General features: G+C 37.9%; 22 protein-coding genes. 8 read left to right on the top strand and 14 right to left on the bottom strand.

Annotation, left to right across the window (positions count from 1 at the left end):
• The first annotated feature begins 134 nt into the window (after positions 1-134).
• Positions 135-1,007 (top strand): MerR family transcriptional regulator, encoded by an 873-nt coding sequence (locus tag M3166_RS17095; protein ID WP_251691184.1) that lies wholly within the window; start codon positions 135-137, stop codon positions 1,005-1,007.
• Positions 1,008-1,140: 133 nt separating this feature from the next.
• Here the strand turns inward: M3166_RS17095 and M3166_RS17090 are convergent, their stop codons facing one another.
• The 7 genes from M3166_RS17090 to M3166_RS17065 form a co-directional block, all read right to left on the bottom strand.
• Complete coding sequence (locus tag M3166_RS17090) at positions 1,141-1,362, bottom strand: hypothetical protein (protein WP_251691182.1); 222 nt, start codon at positions 1,360-1,362, stop codon at positions 1,141-1,143.
• Positions 1,363-1,449: 87 nt separating this feature from the next.
• Complete coding sequence (locus M3166_RS17085; protein ID WP_251691179.1) at positions 1,450-1,743, bottom strand: RNA polymerase alpha subunit C-terminal domain-containing protein; 294 nt, start codon at positions 1,741-1,743, stop codon at positions 1,450-1,452.
• A gap of 98 nt (positions 1,744-1,841) precedes the next feature.
• The gene (gene ahpF, locus M3166_RS17080) at positions 1,842-3,398 is read right to left on the bottom strand and encodes an alkyl hydroperoxide reductase subunit F (protein ID WP_353056587.1); all 1,557 of its coding nucleotides are present in this window, start codon (positions 3,396-3,398) and stop codon (positions 1,842-1,844) included.
• Positions 3,399-3,607: 209 nt separating this feature from the next.
• Positions 3,608-4,171 (bottom strand): alkyl hydroperoxide reductase subunit C, encoded by a 564-nt coding sequence (ahpC, locus tag M3166_RS17075; RefSeq protein WP_087618112.1) that lies wholly within the window; start codon positions 4,169-4,171, stop codon positions 3,608-3,610.
• A 593-nt stretch (positions 4,172-4,764) separates the two neighbouring features.
• A complete protein-coding gene (locus M3166_RS19425) occupies positions 4,765-4,887 on the bottom strand; it encodes a hypothetical protein (RefSeq protein WP_285848962.1) in 123 nt (40 codons plus the stop codon).
• Positions 4,888-5,242: 355 nt separating this feature from the next.
• Positions 5,243-5,644: a DUF948 domain-containing protein gene (locus M3166_RS17070; RefSeq protein ID WP_251691177.1), complete on the bottom strand. Its 402-nt coding sequence runs from the start codon at positions 5,642-5,644 to the stop codon at positions 5,243-5,245.
• A gap of 127 nt (positions 5,645-5,771) precedes the next feature.
• Complete coding sequence (locus tag M3166_RS17065; RefSeq protein ID WP_251691175.1) at positions 5,772-7,325, bottom strand: NlpC/P60 family protein; 1,554 nt, start codon at positions 7,323-7,325, stop codon at positions 5,772-5,774.
• A gap of 347 nt (positions 7,326-7,672) precedes the next feature.
• On the opposite strand from M3166_RS17065, the gene M3166_RS17060 reads away from it, so the two are divergent.
• Together M3166_RS17060 and M3166_RS17055 are read left to right on the top strand one after the other, a co-directional pair.
• Positions 7,673-8,407, top strand: a complete 735-nt coding sequence (locus M3166_RS17060) for a MerR family transcriptional regulator (RefSeq protein WP_251691172.1) — start codon at positions 7,673-7,675, stop codon at positions 8,405-8,407.
• Positions 8,404-10,116 (top strand): ABC transporter ATP-binding protein, encoded by a 1,713-nt coding sequence (locus tag M3166_RS17055; RefSeq protein ID WP_251691170.1) that lies wholly within the window; start codon positions 8,404-8,406, stop codon positions 10,114-10,116. Before M3166_RS17060 ends, M3166_RS17055 begins: the two co-directional genes overlap by 4 nt.
• Positions 10,117-10,211: 95 nt before the next feature.
• Here M3166_RS17055 and M3166_RS17050 read toward each other — a convergent pair whose 3' ends face one another.
• From M3166_RS17050 to M3166_RS17035, 4 genes are all read right to left on the bottom strand, one after another.
• The gene (locus M3166_RS17050) at positions 10,212-10,568 is read right to left on the bottom strand and encodes a hypothetical protein (protein WP_251691168.1); all 357 of its coding nucleotides are present in this window, start codon (positions 10,566-10,568) and stop codon (positions 10,212-10,214) included.
• A gap of 76 nt (positions 10,569-10,644) precedes the next feature.
• Complete coding sequence (locus M3166_RS17045) at positions 10,645-11,691, bottom strand: DUF4097 family beta strand repeat-containing protein (RefSeq protein WP_251691166.1); 1,047 nt, start codon at positions 11,689-11,691, stop codon at positions 10,645-10,647.
• Positions 11,692-11,693: 2 nt separating this feature from the next.
• Positions 11,694-12,008: a PadR family transcriptional regulator gene (locus tag M3166_RS17040; RefSeq protein ID WP_008405902.1), complete on the bottom strand. Its 315-nt coding sequence runs from the start codon at positions 12,006-12,008 to the stop codon at positions 11,694-11,696.
• A gap of 116 nt (positions 12,009-12,124) precedes the next feature.
• The gene (locus tag M3166_RS17035) at positions 12,125-12,784 is read right to left on the bottom strand and encodes a phospholipid phosphatase (protein WP_251691164.1); all 660 of its coding nucleotides are present in this window, start codon (positions 12,782-12,784) and stop codon (positions 12,125-12,127) included.
• A 124-nt stretch (positions 12,785-12,908) separates the two neighbouring features.
• On the opposite strand from M3166_RS17035, the gene M3166_RS17030 reads away from it, so the two are divergent.
• Positions 12,909-14,120, top strand: a complete 1,212-nt coding sequence (locus M3166_RS17030; protein ID WP_251691162.1) for an NAD(P)/FAD-dependent oxidoreductase — start codon at positions 12,909-12,911, stop codon at positions 14,118-14,120.
• Positions 14,121-14,230: 110 nt separating this feature from the next.
• A complete protein-coding gene (locus M3166_RS17025; protein WP_251691160.1) occupies positions 14,231-14,602 on the top strand; it encodes a PH domain-containing protein in 372 nt (123 codons plus the stop codon).
• 41 nt (positions 14,603-14,643) lie between these two features.
• Here the strand turns inward: M3166_RS17025 and M3166_RS17020 are convergent, their stop codons facing one another.
• Entirely contained in the window at positions 14,644-16,347 is a 1,704-nt protein-coding gene (locus M3166_RS17020) for a sensor domain-containing protein (protein ID WP_251691158.1), read from the bottom strand.
• Between the two features lie 391 nt (positions 16,348-16,738).
• On the opposite strand from M3166_RS17020, the gene M3166_RS17015 reads away from it, so the two are divergent.
• Genes M3166_RS17015 through lepB form a run of 3 tightly spaced genes read left to right on the top strand, consistent with a single transcriptional unit; the run spans position 16,739 to position 19,076 of the window.
• Positions 16,739-17,281 carry a GNAT family N-acetyltransferase gene (locus tag M3166_RS17015; protein ID WP_251691156.1) on the top strand — a complete coding sequence of 181 codons (543 nt, stop codon included), beginning with the start codon at positions 16,739-16,741 and terminating at the stop codon, positions 17,279-17,281.
• Positions 17,282-17,300: 19 nt separating this feature from the next.
• Positions 17,301-18,473, top strand: coding sequence for a M20 metallopeptidase family protein (locus M3166_RS17010; protein ID WP_251691155.1), 1,173 nt, complete (start codon positions 17,301-17,303; stop codon positions 18,471-18,473).
• Positions 18,474-18,515: 42 nt separating this feature from the next.
• Positions 18,516-19,076 carry a signal peptidase I gene (lepB, locus tag M3166_RS17005; protein WP_251691152.1) on the top strand — a complete coding sequence of 187 codons (561 nt, stop codon included), beginning with the start codon at positions 18,516-18,518 and terminating at the stop codon, positions 19,074-19,076.
• 194 nt (positions 19,077-19,270) lie between these two features.
• Here lepB and M3166_RS17000 read toward each other — a convergent pair whose 3' ends face one another.
• Positions 19,271-19,708, bottom strand: a complete 438-nt coding sequence (locus tag M3166_RS17000; RefSeq protein WP_251691151.1) for an NUDIX hydrolase — start codon at positions 19,706-19,708, stop codon at positions 19,271-19,273.
• 100 nt (positions 19,709-19,808) lie between these two features.
• Positions 19,809-20,066 (bottom strand): DUF3953 domain-containing protein, encoded by a 258-nt coding sequence (locus M3166_RS16995; protein WP_251691149.1) that lies wholly within the window; start codon positions 20,064-20,066, stop codon positions 19,809-19,811.
• Positions 20,067-20,078 lie beyond the last annotated feature (12 nt).

The following is a 20,078-nucleotide window of genomic DNA, read 5'->3' as shown; positions in this document are numbered from 1 at the left end:
AATTATGCTTTTTAATAATACCCCTTGCTCCATATTATACAAACATTGTACAGCATACGAAAAACATTTGACAAGTACTTTCTTTTTCGGTTGAATAGAGTTTAACAAGGATTCCTTTTAGGAGGTGGTAAAATATGACTAAAAAAACTTACTCGATACAACAAGTATCCAACTTAACGAATCTTTCTAAACAACTGATCCGAAAATGGGAAGATCGTTATCAAATCATTCAACCTGATAGATTAGACAATGGATACCGCGTATATACGGAAGATGAAGTTCAAACGTTAATGCAGCTGAAACAATATATAAATAGCGGTATGACGATTAAACAAGCGGTAGATCACTATATCAAAAATAAGGATGTACCAGAAGCTGATCCTGTATCGTTTTTCCACAAGGCACTAATTCAAGCCGGCACCGAAGCAAACGAGCATGAAATTCTGCATTTGCTCGAACAGGCTCACCATAAATTCGGTGTAGAGAAGCTGATACGGGACATTGTCGTTCCCTTCCTTCATGAAGTTGGACAGCTTTGGTGCGAAAAAGCATGGGGTGAATACCAAGAAGCAATAAGCAGTCAAACAGTGCGTGACTTTTTAAGCCACCTTCGTCGACATTTTTATGTTCCGGACGATGCGCCACTAGCATTAGGGAGCTGTCTACCTGGAGAGAGACATGAAATTCCAATGCAAATTCTGCTTATCCAATGTATGTTGCGGGGTTACCGCACACTAATGCTCGGCCCTTCACCGGCTCCAACAGCAATTCAATCCGCTATCGCATTAAAGAAGCCTGCCATTGTACTGCTGACAGGATCTACCGAGATTGCTTACAATGAATTTGCCCAGTCCATTCATACACTTGAAAAATTGGCACAAGTTCACGAGCATATTTCTTTTTATATTGGTGGCGCAGGAACAGAACTTTTTTATGAACAGTTCCAGTTAAAAGCATTAAAATTAGCAAGAACAATTGATGATATCCTTCCTCCTGCCAACCTTTAGCAATGTTCCATACCAAGCTCGCTGTATTTCTGTTTACAGCGAGCTTTTTGCTCACTTTTCCGAAAAGAAAAATTGACCACTTTGCCTGATTTGCAAAATGGTCAATCCTTTTGTAATTACTATTATTTAAAATTTATGCGTCTTTCGTTTCGTCCGGCTGGTTTTTACGCTCACTACCGGAAGTAGTCTTCGTGTTCGCACGATATTTCTCATCTTTTACTTGGTCATTCAATTCTTCCATCGGAATTGGATCCACAAATTTCATTTCCTCATCTATATCGAAAATGCTTTCCTTTTCGGTATTCAATAAATCCGGATTGTCGAGCTTTTTATGCTTTATTTTATCGTCTTTCATTTATAAAAGCCTCCTTTTCGAATAGTCTCTTATCTATTACCCGAAATTAGAGATGATTACACTTTTAGTTTTAAGCAAAACCCTTTTTCAACTTTTAAAATTTACGTTTTTCTCGGCCATCGCATGTTTTAATGTAGGCAAGGAAGAAGGTCCAATCCCATGCAATTGTAAAATTTCTTTTTCCGTATATTCAGCAAGGTGCTCCAACTCTGTAATGCCTGCGTTTATTAATGCATTACGCGCAGGTGAGGATAAACGAGATAAGAATCCTTCTGATGGTTTATTCGCCTGCTCACATTTAGGGCAAGTTCCACAATTTGTACTTTTATAATACCGGTGACCCATTGGACAAATACGCAATGTCCGTTCCCTTTCCACCATTCACATCAACTCCTGTTTCAGTTAAATTCTTATCTAATCACCATTATTCTATCCTTAAAAAAATCCGTTGCACGATTTTACGTACAACGGATTTTATATTATGCTTCTACAAATTCACGTGAATCAACATTACGGATCATATAGTCAAATGCCCCTAAAGCAGCTGTCGCCCCGGAGCCCATTGAAATAACAATTTGCTTGTAAACCGTATCTGTGCAATCGCCTGCAGCAAAGATCCCCGGAACATTAGTTGCACCGTGCTTATCAATAATAATTTCACCATGTGCATTCATCTCTACTGCGCCTTCAAGGAACTCTGTATTTGGCAATAAACCAATTTGAACGAATACACCTTGTAATTCGATATGCTTTTCTTCACCTGTAACAACGTCTTTATACGTTAAACCATTTACTTTATCAGTTCCTGTAATTTCAGTAGTTGAAGCATTTGTAATAACTGTAACGTTTTTTAGACTGCGAACGCGTTCTTGAAGCACTTTATCCGCCTTCAACTCACTGTTACGTTGTAGTAACGTAACATGATTTACAATACCCGCTAAGTCGATTGCCGCTTCTACACCTGAGTTACCGCCACCGATTACCGCAACATCTTTCCCTTTGAAAATCGGACCATCACAATGAGGGCAATACGCAACGCCTTTATTTTTAAATTCTTCCTCACCAGGCACCTCAAGTTGACGATAACGAGCCCCTGTAGAAAGGATAACTGTTTTCCCTTTTAATACCGCTCCATTTTCTAACGTCACTTCAATTAGATCTTTTTTCTCGATTTTTGCTGCACGTTGTGATTTCATCACATCGATGTCATAGTCCAATACATGTGCTTCCAAGCTCGAAACAAATGCAGGGCCTTCTGTAGCCTTTGTCCCGATAATATTTTCAATTGATAACGTATCGTTAACCTGACCACCGAAGCGTTCTGCTACGATACCTGTACGAATTCCTTTACGTGCTGAATAAATAGCAGCCGCAGAACCTGCTGGACCGCCACCCACTACTAATACATCAAAAGCTTCTTTATCTGCAAATTCTGAGCCGTCCGATACTTCACCCAACTTCGTTAAAATATCTTCCAACTCCATACGACCGCCGCCGAAGTTTTCGCCGTTTAAATATACAGTAGGCACCGCCATAATGTCTCGATCTTTAATTTCAGTCTGGAAAGCTCCACCTTCAATCATTGTGTTCGAGATGTTCGGATTTAACACTGCCATAATGTTTAGTGCCTGCACAACATCCGGACAGTTATGACAAGTTAAACTCACGTACGTTTCAAATTTCAATGGATGCTTTATCGCCTGAATGCGTTTTACAACGGCTGCATCGATTTTTGGTGCACGGCCTGAAACTTGTAATAGTGCTAAAACTAATGATGTAAATTCATGACCAAGTGGTAATCCAGCAAAAGTAATACCAGATTCACTTTCGTCTATTTTATTGATACTGAAACTTGGTGTACGTTCTAATAATGCATGTTGCACCGTAATACGAGGAGACATCTTTTCCAACTCTTCAACTAAATTGAGCATTTCTTGCGATGTTTTGTCATCACTAACACTCACTTTAATTAGTAAATCACCTTCCAGCATTGATAAATACTGCTTTAATTGCGCTTTAATCTGATTATCTAACACTGCACAAGCTGCTGTATGAATACCACTTATTGTTCCCTCCCGAAAAATAAGTGGCCATTCTCTCTCAAATACAGCAAGCCTCTCACCTCTTTCCAATTAATTTTAAAGATAGAGAGCTTACCTTTCTTTCTCCAGTTAAAAACAGAGCGACAAAACCAAGCCATAACGGTTGTTTTTGTCGCTTACTTGTTTGTTATTTACTACTCAGATTAGATTTTACCTACTAGATCTAAGCTTGGCGTTAACGTTTCGCCGCCTTCTTCCCATTTAGCTGGGCAAACTTCACCTGGATTGTTACGTACATATTGAGCTGCTTTAATTTTGTTTACTAAAATAGAAGCGTCACGGCCGATACCGCCAGCATTAATTTCTAATGCTTGTACAACACCATCTGGATCGATGATGAATGTACCGCGCTCTGCTAAACCATCTTCTTCGTTTAACACGTCAAACGCCTTAGAAATTGTATGAGATGGGTCACCAATCATGATGTACTCAATTTTACCGATTGCTTCAGAAGTATCATGCCATGCTTTATGTGTGAAGTGTGTATCCGTCGATACTGAGTAAACTTCTACGCCTAAAGATTTTAAAGTAGCATATTCGTTTTGTAAGTCTTCTAACTCAGTTGGGCAAACGAATGTGAAGTCTGCTGGGTAGAAGCATACTACTGACCATTGTCCTTTGAAGTTTTCTGAAGTTACGTCGATGAATTCACCTTTTTGGAATGCTTTCGCAGCGAATGGTGCGATTTCTTTACCGATTAATGCCATTTTAAAATTCCTCCTATATAAATATCAATGAAATAATTATTATAAAATAATTATTATTACCATCTAAAATTATCTTATATTAGTTATATTTCGTCAACCTTCTACAACTTAAATTCCGTGAATTCTTCTATATAAATCACAAATTCACGTCACACAAGAACAAGAAAGGAATTTCTACGCAACAAAATAGTACTTAAAAACAAAATCATGTCTTTAAAGCGTTATTTCTGTATATTCATCTCACTCAATTATAGTTATTAAATTTATAATATTATCCTCTCCAGCTACAACCTGCAGCAAGCACTCTTTATAATAGTCGCCATTCTCGTTTAACGTATCCTTAATACAATAAACGAGAAAACGGACCAATCTACTCTCAGTATTTCCTTCCAAATAAAAAAAGTCGATGCAGAAAGCTTTCACTTTCTGCATCAACCTTTCTTTAACTAGTTGGTAAACGATAGGACAGCATTTTTATACTTAGCTAAAAATGCGGCAGCCTCGCTTTTAGTTGTGTATTCGAACATACGAATGTCATTAGGATTATTGAACACTGTTACTACCCACATATTTTACCGCTCCCTTTCCATTCTTTATTTTGTATATGATAATATTGCGTTTTTATATTTTTCTAATTTTGAAGTCGCTTCAATTTTCGTCGTATATTCGAATATACGAATATCGTTTATATCATTAAATACTGTTACTACCCACATGTTTCATTTCTCCTTTTTTATAACACTGTATTATAAATAGTCGATTCTCCCGTGACAGTTGCAGATTGTTATATAACACACTTGCTGTTTTCTATTTTACTCTATTTCAATTAAAAAGAAACCTCCTAACCCCTATTTTCACAATACGTTCATAATTTATCTGATTTCTTTGAACACTTTGTGAAAGTCCTGAAATTCATGTTTTAAACAAAAAAGAGAAGAATAGAAGATAAGCTAGCAAGTTCTGTTCTAGTACAGAATAATAACGCTTACATATAAAATTACGTTTATATTTTTTTCTTTTTTTATGTAACAAAAAAGGGATGTACAGAAAATCTGTACATCCCTTTTCCTATTATGCTTTTCGCTGAATAATACCCATTGCGGTATTGGTCCAACGTTCTACCTCAGCTTGTAGATACGGATCATTGTTTGCTTTCTTCATAGCCTTCACAGTCGCATCGTGTGACACATCGCTCACTTGGTCCAATACTTCAACTGTATGTTTGACGGATTGAATGACAGACTGGACAGATTCTTTTTTATATTCAATATCTGCCATCATACGATTGACTGTTGTTGTTAATTTCGTTGTTTCGGTTTGAATAGGATTCAGCTGTTTTTTAATTCCTTCAGCATGTGCCAACAGCAGTGTAACAACTCTTTTTATTGGTCCAATTACAACAATAATACAGACGATTAACAGAACTACAGCAATTCCCAATATAACGAGGGCTGCTATTAACCACGGATTCATAAAATATGCCTCCTTATTAAAATTCCTTTATTCCTTACATATACCCAACTTACTCCTAACAATACACTAAATATTTTGTCATGTAAGTTAAAAAGAAACGGAAAATTTTTATTTTATTCATGCCCTTTTATAAATAACGTCTTGCACCTGAGTAGTTCTTTTTATAAACACCATTGTTCATTGATTCGATTTTCACTTTCGATGCGTAGTGTGGTGCATGTAACATTTTGCCGTCACCGATATAAAGGCCAACATGGTACACTTTCCCCTTGCCGCCATTATACGCAAAGAATACAAGGTCCCCAGGCTTTAAATTTTTCTTCGCAACAGCTTTACCACCTGTTGCCTGATAGAATGAATCCCTCGAAATCATGATGCCGTGTGTGCGGAATACCGCATATAAAATACCCGAACAGTCATAGCCCCAGGAAGAGGTTCCTGCCCAAAGATATGGTAAGCCCAAATAACGCTTCGCTTCGTTAATGATTGTATTAGCTGTCGGTTTTGGAACATCGCTATAGGATGCATAAGATTTTGCCGCACTTTTCTTTAGTAGTTTAACCCCGTCACCCGGTGTTTCTACATAATAGTATTTTGAAGTCTCATCAATTACCGGCAAAATTGTTGCATAACTGATTTGTAAAAATTTCGTTTTCGCATCTTTTTCTAAAAGATTCGTTTTATCCGCAGTAATAATCGCAATGCCGCAATCATCATAATTTTTGTTCGTTGCCACAACATGAGATTGTGGAACCCATCCAGGATAACCTGCCTTTAAATATGGTACATATTGATCTTTTGCCGCGACACGTTGCCATTTCCCATTTGTTTCAAGCAATGATACTTCATCGCCATACAACGCTTGGGTATCTGTACGTCCAACAAGCCATTTCTTTTGAGATAAACTTAATGATGAGATCCATTTTTGCATTTCTACCGGGTTTTTTGTCGAAGGATAATCAACAGCACGCGCCTGGTTAGGTTTATTCCATAAATTTGTTACTGCAACATCAACTACATAACGTTTTTTCGCTGTTTCTTTTACACAGCTTTGGAACACAGGCTGTTCAGGTTCAGTAGGTCTTAATGATGGCTCAATAATTCTTGCAAGGTAAGAAACAAAATCCCCGCGAGTCATCATTTCGCTCGGATTGAATTTTTGATTTTTTGCCGGGTATACAATTTTATTTGCTATTAATGCTTGAATTGCAGGTACAGCACTATGATTTTTTGTAATATCCGTATATGGAATTGCCTCCGATCCACTTAACTGAAACGCAGGTACCAAAATCTTTACCGCCTGTGCACGCGATAATTTTGCATCCGGATTAAATTTACCTTCAAACCCTGTCATTATGCCAAGCTCAGTTATTGCTGCAATGACAGGCATTCGCGAATCCTCTGCAGGAATGTCTAAATATGTAGGAATTGTACTCATTTCTAAATCAATTTGCAGTGTACGTACGATAAACTCAGCCACTTCATAACGTGTAATCGGATCATCTGCACGAAAATTATCGTTTGGTGACAGTACCACTCCACCTAAATTATTTAACACTGTAAGTTCTTCATTTAATTTAGAGTCATCTTTTACGTCCGAAAACATTTGGGCATAGCCTATATTCGTAGCTGCTGCTAACAGGAAACAAATCACCCCAATTTGAAGTAAAATTTTCCTCATTCTTTTTATGTTCCTACTCTCCATTTTTCCTTAACCTCCATAATATAAAAATTTACCTATCAATCTCTATACGCTCTTACCCTTCCTTTCTAAATAATAGTATTTATTGTAATTTTTTTCTATGTTATTTCGTCACTATTTTTAGATTTTTACAAATTTTTATTATCCCCTCTAAATTAATTAGTTCATATTTAGTCAATTTTTTTTCACGTGGAACATAATGTGACAACTTTCGATAAATTTGCACATTATTTTTTATTGCAAATTCATCATTTTAATTTTTTCGAATCTTTTCATTGCATGTTACGTTACGTCAGCTTTTATACTACATATAAGGAGTGAGGGAAATGTATTCAATCGGGGAATTTTCTAAAAAGACCGGCATTACGATTCGTACTTTGCGTTATTACGGAGAAAAGGGTTTATTAATACCTGCCAGTATTTCTGAAGGCGGACAGCGCTATTATAATGATGCTAATATCATCACTGTCCAAAAGATCGTGACTTTCAAATATCTTGATTATTCTCTAGAGGAAATTAAAGAGCTGCTCAAAAAAGATGATTCTTTGCTTCAATCTTTGGAACATCAAAAGTTGCAGTTAATAAAGAAGAAAAAACAGCTGGAACAAATGCTTGCAACAATTGATACAGCCATTCACATTCACCAGGAAAATACGGCTGTCGACCCCACTACATTACTGCTCATCATTCATAGTTTACTGACAGAGGATGCCCAGAAGGATTATTTAAGACAGTATATTCCGGAGCCGCTAATTGAACAGATATACAGTTTTTTAGATATGAATTTTATCGAAATTAATCGACGTTATATTGAAAGTCTCTATGAAATTAAACAGGCTTTCCTGCATCCGCCAGAAGACACGGAACTAACACAACTGATCGAACAGTTATTTTCCATTATTCCGCCAGAACTGACGAAAAGTTTAGCGCAGGAATTTGAAAAACATCCAAATATTGATTTTGATAATTGGTTATTTACAATTCCGCTTTCTAGTGAGGAAGAAAATTGGCTCTTGGATCAAGCTGCACGATTGAAAATACTAGAGGGGGTTATTACATGAACGTTCAGCTAAAGCAATTATGGGAACTCATTAAAAAAAGCAAATTCCCCAAAAAACTCGTTATCATTGTTTTTATATTAAGTATTATCGAAACACTCGCTTCACTTGCTGTACCATTATTTACGATGAATATGATCAACGATTTTTCGACTATAGGTTTTGCTTGGACAGCGGTCACTGCCGTTGCTCTAATTTTAGTCATACAGGCGGTTCTTAGTGGGTTGACTTATTTTCTAATGCGTATGCTCGGGGAACGGATAGTCGCGAATTTACGAAATACACTTTGGCAGCATATTTTACATTTAAAAACCCCTTACTTTGATGCCCACGAATCCGGGGAAACGATGAGCCGTATTACACAAGATACAAGCGTCGTAAAAGAACTTGTAACAGATCATCTAGTAAGCTTTGTATCGGGCATTTTTTCTATAATTGGTGCGATTGCAATTTTACTTTGGATTGACTGGAGAATGACGCTTCTTATGCTAATAGCCGTACCGCTTGCGATATTTGTTACATTGCCACTTGGACAAAAAATGCATAAAATCGCTAAAGCCAATCAAGACGAACTCGCTTTATTCAGTGGGCATCTTGGACGGGTATTATCTAATATCCGACTTGTAAAATCTTCCCAAACCGAACCATTGGAAAAAGAACGGGGTGAAAACCGGATTGAACAGCTTTACCGTTTTGGTTTAAAAGAGGCCAAAATCCTCGCTATTTTATCACCGATTATGACGCTCATTATGATGATTGTGCTGATTCTTTTATTCGGATATGGGGGCACACAAGTATCTTCAGGAGCAATTTCTTCAGGGGAACTTGTTGCGATTATGATTTACCTTGTGCAAATCATCATTCCATTTACACAAATGGCAACTTTTTTCACAGCCTTACAGAAAGCACTTGGTGCAACAGAACGTATTCAATCAATCATTGCTCAGGCAACCGAAAAGATATCCGGTCTTTCAATTCCTGCGGTGGCACAAGATATCATTTTTCAAAATGTAAAGTTTCAATATGCCGAGCAGCCTATTTTAAAAGGGATGAACTTTACGATTCCCTCTGGCAAAACTACCGCATTTGTAAGCAGTAGCGGCGGCGGGAAAACGACGATGTTTTCGTTAATTGAGCGCTTTTATGAAGTAACAGGGGGCAAAATTTTATATGGACAGACAAATATTGAAAAGTATGATTTATACGAATGGCGGAAACTGTTCGGTTATGTGACACAAGACGCGCCCCTTATGAATGGATCGGTCCGCGAAAATGTTTTATATGGTCAAAACGAAGCAACTGACGAACAGGTAGTGGAAGCATTGCGAGCCGCCTATGCCTACGATTTTGTAATTGCACTTGAACAAGGAATCGAAACAGAAGTTGGTGAAGGCGGCATTAAACTGTCAGGAGGACAAAAGCAGCGGATTGCGATAGCCCGTGCAATTCTACGCAATCCTCAAATATTACTGCTTGATGAAGCGACATCGAATTTGGACAATGAATCTGAACGTGAAGTCCAGCTTGCTTTACAGGCATTGATGAAAAACCGAACGACTGTCATTATCGCACATCGTCTTTCTACAATTACAAATGCCGACCAGATTTTATTATTTGAAGACGGGCAGTTGTCAGGTGCAGGTACTCATGGAGAGCTTATTATCTCACATTCATACTACAAGCAGCTATGGTCTAAAATGCAAGTGATTTAGCATGAAAGGTGCTCGAAGGAAACTTCGCAGCACTTTTTCCCCTATAGAAAAACACGCCAAAAGTTAATTTACTTTTGACGTGCTGTATTTTATTTCTAAGCTTTCAATTGAGCAAACTGTATATGTTTACAATGTTTTTTCAAGATATCCAATACTTCATTTAAAAAACTAATTTCATCTTTTTCAACCATCCAGGCGTTTTCGTCATGCTGAGCAACATACGTACTGCTTACATATGGGGCATTTTCCGCTGTAATCAGACGCACATAACCGAATGTCATACCGGCTTCTTTATAATCCACTCTCAATATATCTTCGTATGAAATAGTTTTCACCCGAGGTTTAGATTTATTTATAAATAGAAACTTTTCACCAGCATAGTCAATTGTTATTTCTGTTTTATCAAGTATCACCTTGTAGCCACCAAATAATCTAAAGCTATATGTTTTCATCGTTAACGACTCCATTTCAACTATCATTAGTTTTATTATACGGATTATGCCGCTGAGTTTCTAACTTTTACATAGATTACTGAGCTAAAAGATCCTCAACTGTTATTTTCCCGTTGCTTGTTTTTAATTGTATGGTGTTTTCTCTAGTACCGTGCGAATAATGCGATTTTTTTTCATTATAAATAGATACGGATCCCCAAGCAGTCCAACTACCAATTTCAATATTTTGAAGCTTTCCTTCTGTACTCAATACTATTTGACCATTATCAGATTCAAAATTTAATGGTGATTGGACAGTTTTTAACTGTGCAACAATCCGGCCATTTCGTGACTGTGCTTTGATTTTCCCTAAAACATTCTTAATTTCGACACGTCCATTATCTGACTCAAACTGAAGCTCTTGACCCGTTACATCCTCTGCGATAATCCGGCCATTATTGGAACTTGCTTTAACATGTTCAATGTTAGTTTCTGTGAGCACCACTCGCCCGTTAGCCGAATGAGCATCAAGAACTTTCCCTTGAATATGGTCTGTTAAAATACGGCCGTTATCTGATTTTAGATAAAATTGCTGTGCGATAGTTTCAGACACCTTAATCCGTCCATTGTCATTATGAATCACAAGCTTTTCATACTGTTTTTTAGGCAGATAAACCACTGTATCTATTGTATTGATCGTCCCTATTATCGTAATAAACCAAAAACGACGGACCTGCTCCTGACGCTTTATAGAGATGAAAAGTGTGTCATCTTTTATTAGCATAGATGCTTCAGTCAACTGGTCCTTATCCTTTGTTTCAATAAGTGCCTCGTCAGCGTCAGTTGGAACAATTACAACATTCACACCATTAGCCTCAATATCTACATTTCGATACGGAATTGGCTTATCATTTTTCATAACCGCCACATTTTCCATAAAGTCTTCTTCATCATATGAAGCAAGGAGCTCTTCAGCCAGCTCTTCAATATTTCCGAATGATTTTATAATTTCTTCAGTTGTCTTTCCTTCTGCACGGCCATTTTCGAAGTATTCTTCAAAGTCTCTGCGTATGTCATCTCTTTCTTGCTGTTGTAATTTTACTAAATGGTTATCAAGTAAATCTAAAAACTGTTGTTCATTCATTTTTATTTGCTCCCTTGAATTAAAGTATTTACACCCGAAATAAAACTTTCCCATTCATTACGTAAGCTCTGTAGTTGTTCAATCCCTAGTTCGGTAATCTGATAATATTTACGCGGCGGGCCTTCTGTTGATTCCATTAAATATGTTGTAAAAAGACCGTCTTTTGTTAACCTGCGTAACAGCGGGTATACCGCTCCTTCTGATATTTCAATTTGTGTAGAAATTGCTTGCACAAGCTCATATCCATACATATCTTTCTTTTCTAATAAGGCGAGGACACATAAATTCAACACACCTTTTTTAAATTGAGGATTCATTATTTCACCTCACTACTATTTAATATACAATAGTGTAACAAACACTACTATTCATTGCAAGGTAGTGAACAAAAAATAATTGTGCTAAGATTTATCCTCAGCACAATTTTTGTTCGTTAAAACCTTCTATAAGGTCTGTCGTTCGAATAATGGATTGCCGTCCACATTAACGTCGCAATTAATACTAACTCGAAGGCATTTGTAATCGCGTCACTGCCAATATCAATCGGAACTGCGCTACCGATCGTCATAACGATTGTACCGACAAGCATCCACCACCATTTTCTTTTCCGGACTAGCATGATTGCGGCGATTAATAAGGCGACAAGGACAATCAAAATCATTGGTGGCGGTCCGGATGCTGCTGCTGTTGTACTGTAGCTAAGTACACCAAATGATTCCTCCGGAGCTAATTCCAGTCCACTCAGTTCCGCAAAATATTCAATAATCATGGCAACAATCCATAAAACGCCAAATGTAAAAGGAACCCATTTCTTATAGGCAAAATGAAGGTTTGCTTCTTTCATTACAAACAATGAAAAAAGTATTAAAGTTGGTGTAAATATTGCATGAAGCCAAAAACGGCCATAGCTCAGGGTTTCAAGAAGGCTCCCCTCTCCGATGAGATGGCCTAACGCTAATATTGCATTATCATAAATCAGGGCAGCAATAACCAAAAACAAAATGGCAGATGCAGTTTTTTTATGTTTTGCCATTCCCCAGACGAAGATGGCAATATAGGCAATCGTGAAAAATCCGAAAATATAAGGATCCATCATATCCCTCCTCTTAGTTTCTATTCTTTCCCCTTTACCCCTAAATTAAGTTATTAAAAATTTCAAGATTAGAAACAGAAACGAGCGGGAAATATTCTTTACATAATACAAGGGGGGACTATTTATGGAATTACACAATGGTTTATTGTTTTGGCCAACGACACTTTTGAAAGAACCACACACAAACCCACCAATTAAACCTCATTATGATGCAGTTATCGTAGGTGCCGGAATGAGTGGACTACTGACGGCGAAAGCACTAATTGATGAGGGCTTAACGGTAGCCGTTTTAGAACGAAACAAGCTCGGCTCCGGAAGTACTTCTGCCAATACAGGACTACTCCAATATTCAAATGATATTCAATTACATGAACTAAGTGATTTAATCGGAGAAGAGGATGCTGTACGTTTTTATAAACTTTGCTTTGAAGCAGTTGACCAGCTCGAAAAAATTGCGCAACCTTTAAAAGATCAGGCTGATTTCATTCGACGTCCAAGTATCTGTTTTGCCAGTGAAAAAAAAGATGTGTCAAAGCTTGAAAAGGAATGTGAAATATTAGTAAAGCACGGATTCCCTGCTGAACTTTGGAATGAACTTGTCGTTGAAAAGCGCTTGCCCTTTAAAGCACCTGCAGCTTTGTACACACATAATGATGCGGAAATGAACCCTTATAAATTCGTTGTTTCATTAACTGAGCAGCTTATCGCTAAAGGGCTGGATTTATTTGAAAATACGTATGCCAATATTATTGAGGATGAGGGAAATGAGATTATTTTGCATACAATGAACGGAATCTTTAAAACATCCCGTATTGTATACACAACCGGTTACGATCGTCTTCCTTATGGAAAAATGAAAGGTGCTGACATTAACCGCTCTTATGCGATTGTAACAGAGCAAAAACCCGGCTTTGAGGGCTGGTATGAAAATGCACTCATTTGGGAAAGTGCTCGCCCGTATTTATATATGCGAAAAACAGTGGATCACCGCATTATAATTGGGGGATTAGACGAAAAGAGAGCCGAGCCTGCCAAACAGGAAACAACAGTGGACGCAATGGCAAACGTGCTGCTTGATAAACTTCATGAATTATTGCCTGACGAGAACTTCCATGCACCCTACAAATACTGTGCTTCCTTCGGTGAATCATTAGACCATCTCCCCTTTATCGGACAGCATCCAGAACAGCCGAACCATTATTACCTGCTCGGATTTGGAGGTAACGGCACGGTTTATAGTATGCTTGGCTCTCAAATTATTGCCGATTTAGTCATGAACCGCCCGAATGACGATGCACGTCTTGTGACATTGGACAGAAAATATGGAATTAAATAACCAAAAACTCCTATTGCTGGAATTGCATTTTTAAATTTTGCCTCTTTGTTATAAGCTATAAGTAGAAGGGAGGCTTTTTCATGGTTTTTAACTCGAAGGTGGATATTTGGATGGCTATTATATTTATTCTTGTGCCAATCTCAATGATATACGGGGTCATTACCGAGCCAAGTGCTGTTTTACTGCTCGTAACAGCATTCGTTATTGTCTTATTATGCATACTGTTTTTTGGTACAAAATACGTCATCGAAAAGGACGAACTCATCGTATACGCCGGTATTTATAAAAAGCGAATTCCTATTCAACAAATACGCAGCTTACGCCCATCGAAAAATCCTCTATCGGCTCCGGCTATGTCAATCGACCGTATTGAAATAACCTTTGATCCGCATATTCAAGTCATTCTTGTATCTCCAAAGGAAAGGGAGCTGTTTGTAAATAAGCTTCTTGAAATTAATCCAAGTATTACAGTCAAATCATAAAAAAATCCACGCAAATTGAATGATCAATCTGCGTGGATTTTTTACACGAGTATCCCCTTTTCACTTAAACGTTGCGAAAAATCATCAATCGTTAATGGACGGCTATAATAGTAACCCTGTACAAATTCACAATCAAACTCCCGTAAAAGGTGCAAGTCTTCATGTTCTTCGACACCTTCCGCAACTACTTTTAAATTAAGTGCACGTGCCAAGGAAATCATCGCTGAAACCATGGCAATATCTGCGTTGTTTTTATACATTTCGTGGATGAACGTACGATCTATTTTCAATAAATCTACCGGGAATTTCTTCAAATAGCTTAACGAAGAATATCCTGTCCCAAAGTCATCAATAGCTAACGTAATATCCATTTCACTTAAATGTTTGATTGTATTGAGCAAATCTGAATTTTGATCTAAAAAACTCATTTCTGTTATTTCGATTTCCAGTGCACTAGGTGAAATCTCATGCTCCTGTAAAATTTGATTTAAACGCTCGATAAAATTATCCGCTTTCAAATGGCTTGGCGAAATATTAACAGCTACTCGAAGATTCAAATTATATTGCTTATTCCATTCTGTTACTTGGCGACCGGCTTTAGCGATAACCCACTCACTAATGTCACTGATCAGTCCAAAATCTTCTGCAAATGGGATGAACTGATCCGGTGGTACAAAACCAAGTTCATCGTCAAACCAACGAATGAGTGCCTCCATACCTTCAATATTATTTGTTTGTAGATTCACTTTCGGTTGGTAATACAGTTCAAATGCCTGATTTTTAATGGCATCATGTAACTTTGTTTCCAATGTCAGTAGTTGGTTATGTGAAAAGCGCTGTTGTTTTTTATAAATGACAAACCCTTTATTATTGCTTTTTTTCGCCTCATACATCGCAATATCTGCATATTTTAATATGTCTTGTGCTGAGTGACCATGCTCCGGGTAATTTACAGCTCCGATACTGATCGATGCATAAAATGCATAGTTATTTAAATTGAATTGGTGTTTAAATAGCGCTTGTATATCTTCTGCAGCATTTTCAAGTAGTGTCGCATCTCTTAATATACAGATAAATTCATCTCCACTTAATCGATAAAAAGTCATAAGCGGGCTATTCAATGTTTTTGTTCGCTCCGCAATTTCTACTAAAAACAGATCTCCAATTCGATGCCCTAAGCCATCATTAATGTTTTTAAATCGGTTCACATCAAATAACATAAGTGAAAATGGCTGTTGCTCAACTTCGATCAACGTTTTTAAATCATTAAGCAACATCCGGCGATTTGGCAGTCCTGTCAAGTCATCATGGTGTGCAATATGTATCATTTCCCCAATTTTCTTTTGTGCGGTAATATCTGTACGAATCGAAATATACTGATAGGGTTTTCCTTTTTCGTTCAAAAAAGGCACAATCGTCGTCTGTACCCAATATGTTGAACCATCCTTTGCGCGGTTGCATACTTCCCCATGCCACGTTTTACCCGAACCTATCGTACGCCACATTTCCTTAAAAAAAGATTTTGGGTGATAGCCTGAATTTAAAAGTCGGTGATCTTTACCAATGAGTTCACAACGTTCATATTTGGAGATTTTACAAAATCGGTCATTTACCATTGTGATAATGCCTCGTTGATCTGTAACAGCCAAAATGGACGACTCGTCTAATGCAACTTTAATATTTTGTAATTCTTCTACCGTCAGTTGCATTGAACTTAGTACATTTGTATCTTCTGTTTTCACCATATATCCACCAACTTCTATTTAGTGATTCTTTTCTAATGTATTTTCTAAAAATTTGCACTCTTTAATCCATAATTATAGTTCTTAATTAACGATTTTGGTAGTTCTTTTAGATAATTTCGACTATTTTTTATAATTTTTTACTTTTTCTCTCTCTTTTTTAAGTGTTTTTCAATTTCTATCTGAATTTTACTAGAAATTTTTTATCGAGGTTCTCTATTAAATGTTCAACATCCTCCTCCTTTTACTGGAATATTCTGATAAGATTATAGTAATTTCCATTGAAAGGATTGATAAAAATGAAAACATTTATGAAAGTGATTGAAAAGTAATCTTTCTACTCTTTTCAATCGAATATAAACATAATATAAAACTACTTGAAAAGAGGAAAACGATGTATACAGATCAGGAACTAATCATCCGACCAATAATTGAGCAAGATATGGAACGTTTATGGGAACTAATTTATAAAGATGAGCAGCCCGAATGGAAAAAATGGGATGCGCCGTATTATCCGCATAGAGCGATTCCTTATGAACAATTTATCCAGAAAAGGCAGGATTGGATTGGTGACAACAGCTTTTGGGTTATTGAAGTATCCGGTGTCGTTCGAGGAATTATCTCCTACTACTGGGAACACGAACCTTCAAAGTGGATTGAAATGGGCATAGTTCTGCATGAAGGGCAATCGTGGGGAAAAGGGATTGGAACACGGGCATTAAAATTATGGATTGCGCATTTATTTCATACAATGCCAATAGTGCGTGTTGGTTTAACGACATGGTCAGGCAATGAACGCATGATTCGTGTTGGCGAAAAACTGGGGATGCAGCTAGAAGCAAGAATCCGTAAAGTCCGCTATTACGAAGGGCACTATTATGACTCGATTCGCATGGGGTTACTCAGAGAAGAATGGGAAGCATTGAATAAAGAATAATTTTTCAGGGGTGGAGAAGATGAGCGTAAAAGAGAAACTGCAAGCAAACTATGAGGATATGGTCGAAATCCGAAGACATCTGCATATGTATCCGGAGCTTTCATTTAAAGAAGTTAATACACCAAAACTCGTTGCCGAAAAGCTTCGTTCTTATGGGATTGAAGTGAAAGAAAATGTTGGCGGTAATGGAGTTGTTGGCTATTTAGAGGGTACTTTTGATGGACCGACAATTGCGTTTCGCGCAGATTTTGACGCACTCCCGATTCAAGATGAAAAAGAAGTACCTTACAAATCAAAAGTCGATGGAGTAAGCCATGCTTGTGGTCATGATATCCATACAGCCGCACTGCTCGGTTTGGCAAAGTCACTTGCTGATAACCGGGACGCACTTCATGGCAATGTCGTATTCATCCATCAATTTGCGGAAGAAGTCGTACCAGGTGGTGCAAAGGCTATGGTAGAGGCAGGTTGCCTAAATGGTGTCGACTATGTGTACGGTTCTCATGTCTCATCCTGGAGCGAATTAGGCACTGTGCTGTTTTGTGAAGGCTACGCAATGGCAGCTGCCGACTTTTTTGAACTCACTATTCAAGGTAAGGGCGGGCATGGCGCATCTCCTCACGAAACAATCGACCCTATCGTTGCAGCAGCACAGTTTGTATTTGGTGTGCAGCCAATCGTCAGCAGAAATACTGACCCGATTGAATCTGCTGTTATTACAATCGGAAAAATTGAAAGTGGCACAGTTGGCAATGTCATTCCTGATAAAGCCCATTTAACAGGGACTGTTCGTACAATTAATCCGGCGATTCGCGATATGGTAGAGCAAAAGTTAAACAACTTATGCAAAGCGATTGAAATTCAGTACGGTGCTACGCTTGAATTTAACTATACTCGCGGCTATGACGCCGTATATAATCACCCGACTGAAACAGCTATGCTTCGCGAAGCTGTCTCAACAAATTTGCCAGACTTGCAAGTATTGAATGCCCCACCTCGCATGGGAGCAGAAGATTTCACCTATTATTTACAGGAAAAGCCCGGCACGTTTTTCTTCACAGGCGGCGGCAATCCGGAGATCAATGCAGTCTACCCGCATCACCACCCACGATTCGATGTGGATGAACAGTCAATGTTGAATATTGCCAATGTGTTTGTGGAGGCATTAAAGCTTCATGGGGTTATAAAATAATTTAGACTTGAACTGCCAGATTCTCTATGGAGGTTATAGAAAATGAAAAAAGAAAAGAACGAGCTTTTTGAATGGATTAAAGTTATTGCCATAACCGCCTTGTTTGTTGTAGCTATTCGTATGTTTATTTTCACTCCGATTGACGTGAAAGGTGCTTCCATGATGCCGACATATGAAGACGGAGACCGAATTATCGTCAATAAAATCGGGAAATCGCTTCATGATTTCAATCGGTTCGATGTCATTGTATTCGATGGCTTAGAAAGCGAATATTTTATTAAACGGATTATCGGACTTCCAGGTGATCATATCGAATATAAAGATGATGTACTTTATATAAATGGTCAGGAAATCGACGAGCCCTATTTGGATGAATATAAATCTGCTCTTAACGATCCTGGCGACTTGACTCCTGATTTCACGCTGGAAGATTTAGTTGGGGTATCTGAAATTCCGAATGACTATTATTTTGTTATGGGTGATAACCGCCGTAAAAGTAGTGACAGCCGAGATCCACGCATCGGTCTTGTCTCAAAGGAACATATTCTTGGCTCTACATCTATCCGTTTTTACCCGCTCGACTCATTGGGTTTAGTAAAATAAAACAGCTATGCCGCGATTGCTTTAAGTAACAGTCGCGGCTTTTTTAATCAGACCGAATAACGGCAACGATAAAAAGGGAGTGCAAAAGCTATTTCACTTTTACACTCCCTTCTCCTATAATTCAAGCTTGTACAGCTGATCATCCTTATCTCCACGTTTACCGCGTCCTTTGCGATCCATACCGTTTCACCGATTTAAAAATCAATAAAAAACGGGTGCTTCGTTGTGTCCAAACAATATGCTATTCTTTGTCGAAAGTTTCCGAATGTCACCATTTCCAGGGCCTCTTCAATTGGGAAATACCCGACTTCCAGACTTTCCGGTGAAGTTGTCGGTGTCCCCCCAATTGGTTTCGCTAGGAAAAGCGTATTGCATATAGATTTCTCTACATTTTGAAAAATACCGCAGAATTTGAGTATTTCCACATCTATTCCCGATTCTTCTTTTGTTTCCCTAATCGCTGCAGCTGTCAAAGATTCGCCTTCTTCCACTTGACCGCCCGGCATTTCCCACCCCCGTTTAGGTCCTTTAATAAGCAGAACCTCATTTTTACTGTTCAGTATAATCGTAGCTGCAGACACAATATGTTTAGGGGTTGTATTTATTATTTGCTGAATTTGTTCCAATCTCATCAGTCCTTTTAAAAGTATCTATATCGCTTATTTTAAAAGTTTCTATAGAGGAAATTTAAAACCCTGCCATTAAGAGCATCTTTCTTAAATCCTGCATTTCCTAATTAACAAACAACGATACAAACGCAACGCCAAATAAAATTACTGACACAACCCAAAAGAGAATTCCTGATTGTTTATTTTGAGTCCGTCTGTACTCTCTGTATCCTATTATTCCATACATCGCACTCATAAAGACAAACATAAGCGGCTGCAGGTGGAAGCGATCTGTAACCAAACTATAAATACCAATCAATGCAGCCAAAAATGCTAAAGCTATTTGAAAGGTAACAAGTATATCGACTTTCATTTCCTTCATTTATAACCCCTC

The sequence above is a fragment of the Solibacillus isronensis genome (assembly GCF_023715405.1).
GTDB classification, from domain to species: domain Bacteria; phylum Bacillota; class Bacilli; order Bacillales_A; family Planococcaceae; genus Solibacillus; species Solibacillus isronensis_B.
The sequence above is the reverse complement of the archived record's forward strand: the minus strand, read 5'-3'. Positions and strand labels throughout refer to the sequence as shown.

Bases quoted from the DNA above. Each gene is read 5' to 3' on its own strand.
- M3166_RS17095 (WP_251691184.1), top strand. From the start codon at position 135: ATGACTAAAAAAACTTACTCGATACAACAAGTATCCAACTTAACGAAT.
- M3166_RS17090 (WP_251691182.1), bottom strand. From the start codon at position 1,362: ATGAAAGACGATAAAATAAAGCATAAAAAGCTCGACAATCCGGATTTA.
- M3166_RS17085 (WP_251691179.1), bottom strand. From the start codon at position 1,743: ATGGTGGAAAGGGAACGGACATTGCGTATTTGTCCAATGGGTCACCGG.
- ahpC (WP_087618112.1), bottom strand. From the start codon at position 4,171: ATGGCATTAATCGGTAAAGAAATCGCACCATTCGCTGCGAAAGCATTC.
- M3166_RS19425 (WP_285848962.1), bottom strand. From the start codon at position 4,887: ATGTGGGTAGTAACAGTATTTAATGATATAAACGATATTCGTATATTC.
- M3166_RS17070 (WP_251691177.1), bottom strand. From the start codon at position 5,644: ATGAATCCGTGGTTAATAGCAGCCCTCGTTATATTGGGAATTGCTGTA.
- M3166_RS17065 (WP_251691175.1), bottom strand. From the start codon at position 7,325: ATGAGGAAAATTTTACTTCAAATTGGGGTGATTTGTTTCCTGTTAGCA.
- M3166_RS17060 (WP_251691172.1), top strand. From the start codon at position 7,673: ATGTATTCAATCGGGGAATTTTCTAAAAAGACCGGCATTACGATTCGT.
- M3166_RS17055 (WP_251691170.1), top strand. From the start codon at position 8,404: ATGAACGTTCAGCTAAAGCAATTATGGGAACTCATTAAAAAAAGCAAA.
- M3166_RS17050 (WP_251691168.1), bottom strand. From the start codon at position 10,568: ATGAAAACATATAGCTTTAGATTATTTGGTGGCTACAAGGTGATACTT.
- M3166_RS17045 (WP_251691166.1), bottom strand. From the start codon at position 11,691: ATGAATGAACAACAGTTTTTAGATTTACTTGATAACCATTTAGTAAAA.
- M3166_RS17040 (WP_008405902.1), bottom strand. From the start codon at position 12,008: ATGAATCCTCAATTTAAAAAAGGTGTGTTGAATTTATGTGTCCTCGCC.
- M3166_RS17035 (WP_251691164.1), bottom strand. From the start codon at position 12,784: ATGGATCCTTATATTTTCGGATTTTTCACGATTGCCTATATTGCCATC.
- M3166_RS17030 (WP_251691162.1), top strand. From the start codon at position 12,909: ATGGAATTACACAATGGTTTATTGTTTTGGCCAACGACACTTTTGAAA.
- M3166_RS17025 (WP_251691160.1), top strand. From the start codon at position 14,231: ATGGCTATTATATTTATTCTTGTGCCAATCTCAATGATATACGGGGTC.
- M3166_RS17020 (WP_251691158.1), bottom strand. From the start codon at position 16,347: ATGGTGAAAACAGAAGATACAAATGTACTAAGTTCAATGCAACTGACG.
- M3166_RS17015 (WP_251691156.1), top strand. From the start codon at position 16,739: ATGTATACAGATCAGGAACTAATCATCCGACCAATAATTGAGCAAGAT.
- M3166_RS17010 (WP_251691155.1), top strand. From the start codon at position 17,301: ATGAGCGTAAAAGAGAAACTGCAAGCAAACTATGAGGATATGGTCGAA.
- lepB (WP_251691152.1), top strand. From the start codon at position 18,516: ATGAAAAAAGAAAAGAACGAGCTTTTTGAATGGATTAAAGTTATTGCC.
- M3166_RS17000 (WP_251691151.1), bottom strand. From the start codon at position 19,708: ATGAGATTGGAACAAATTCAGCAAATAATAAATACAACCCCTAAACAT.
- M3166_RS16995 (WP_251691149.1), bottom strand. From the start codon at position 20,066: ATGAAGGAAATGAAAGTCGATATACTTGTTACCTTTCAAATAGCTTTA.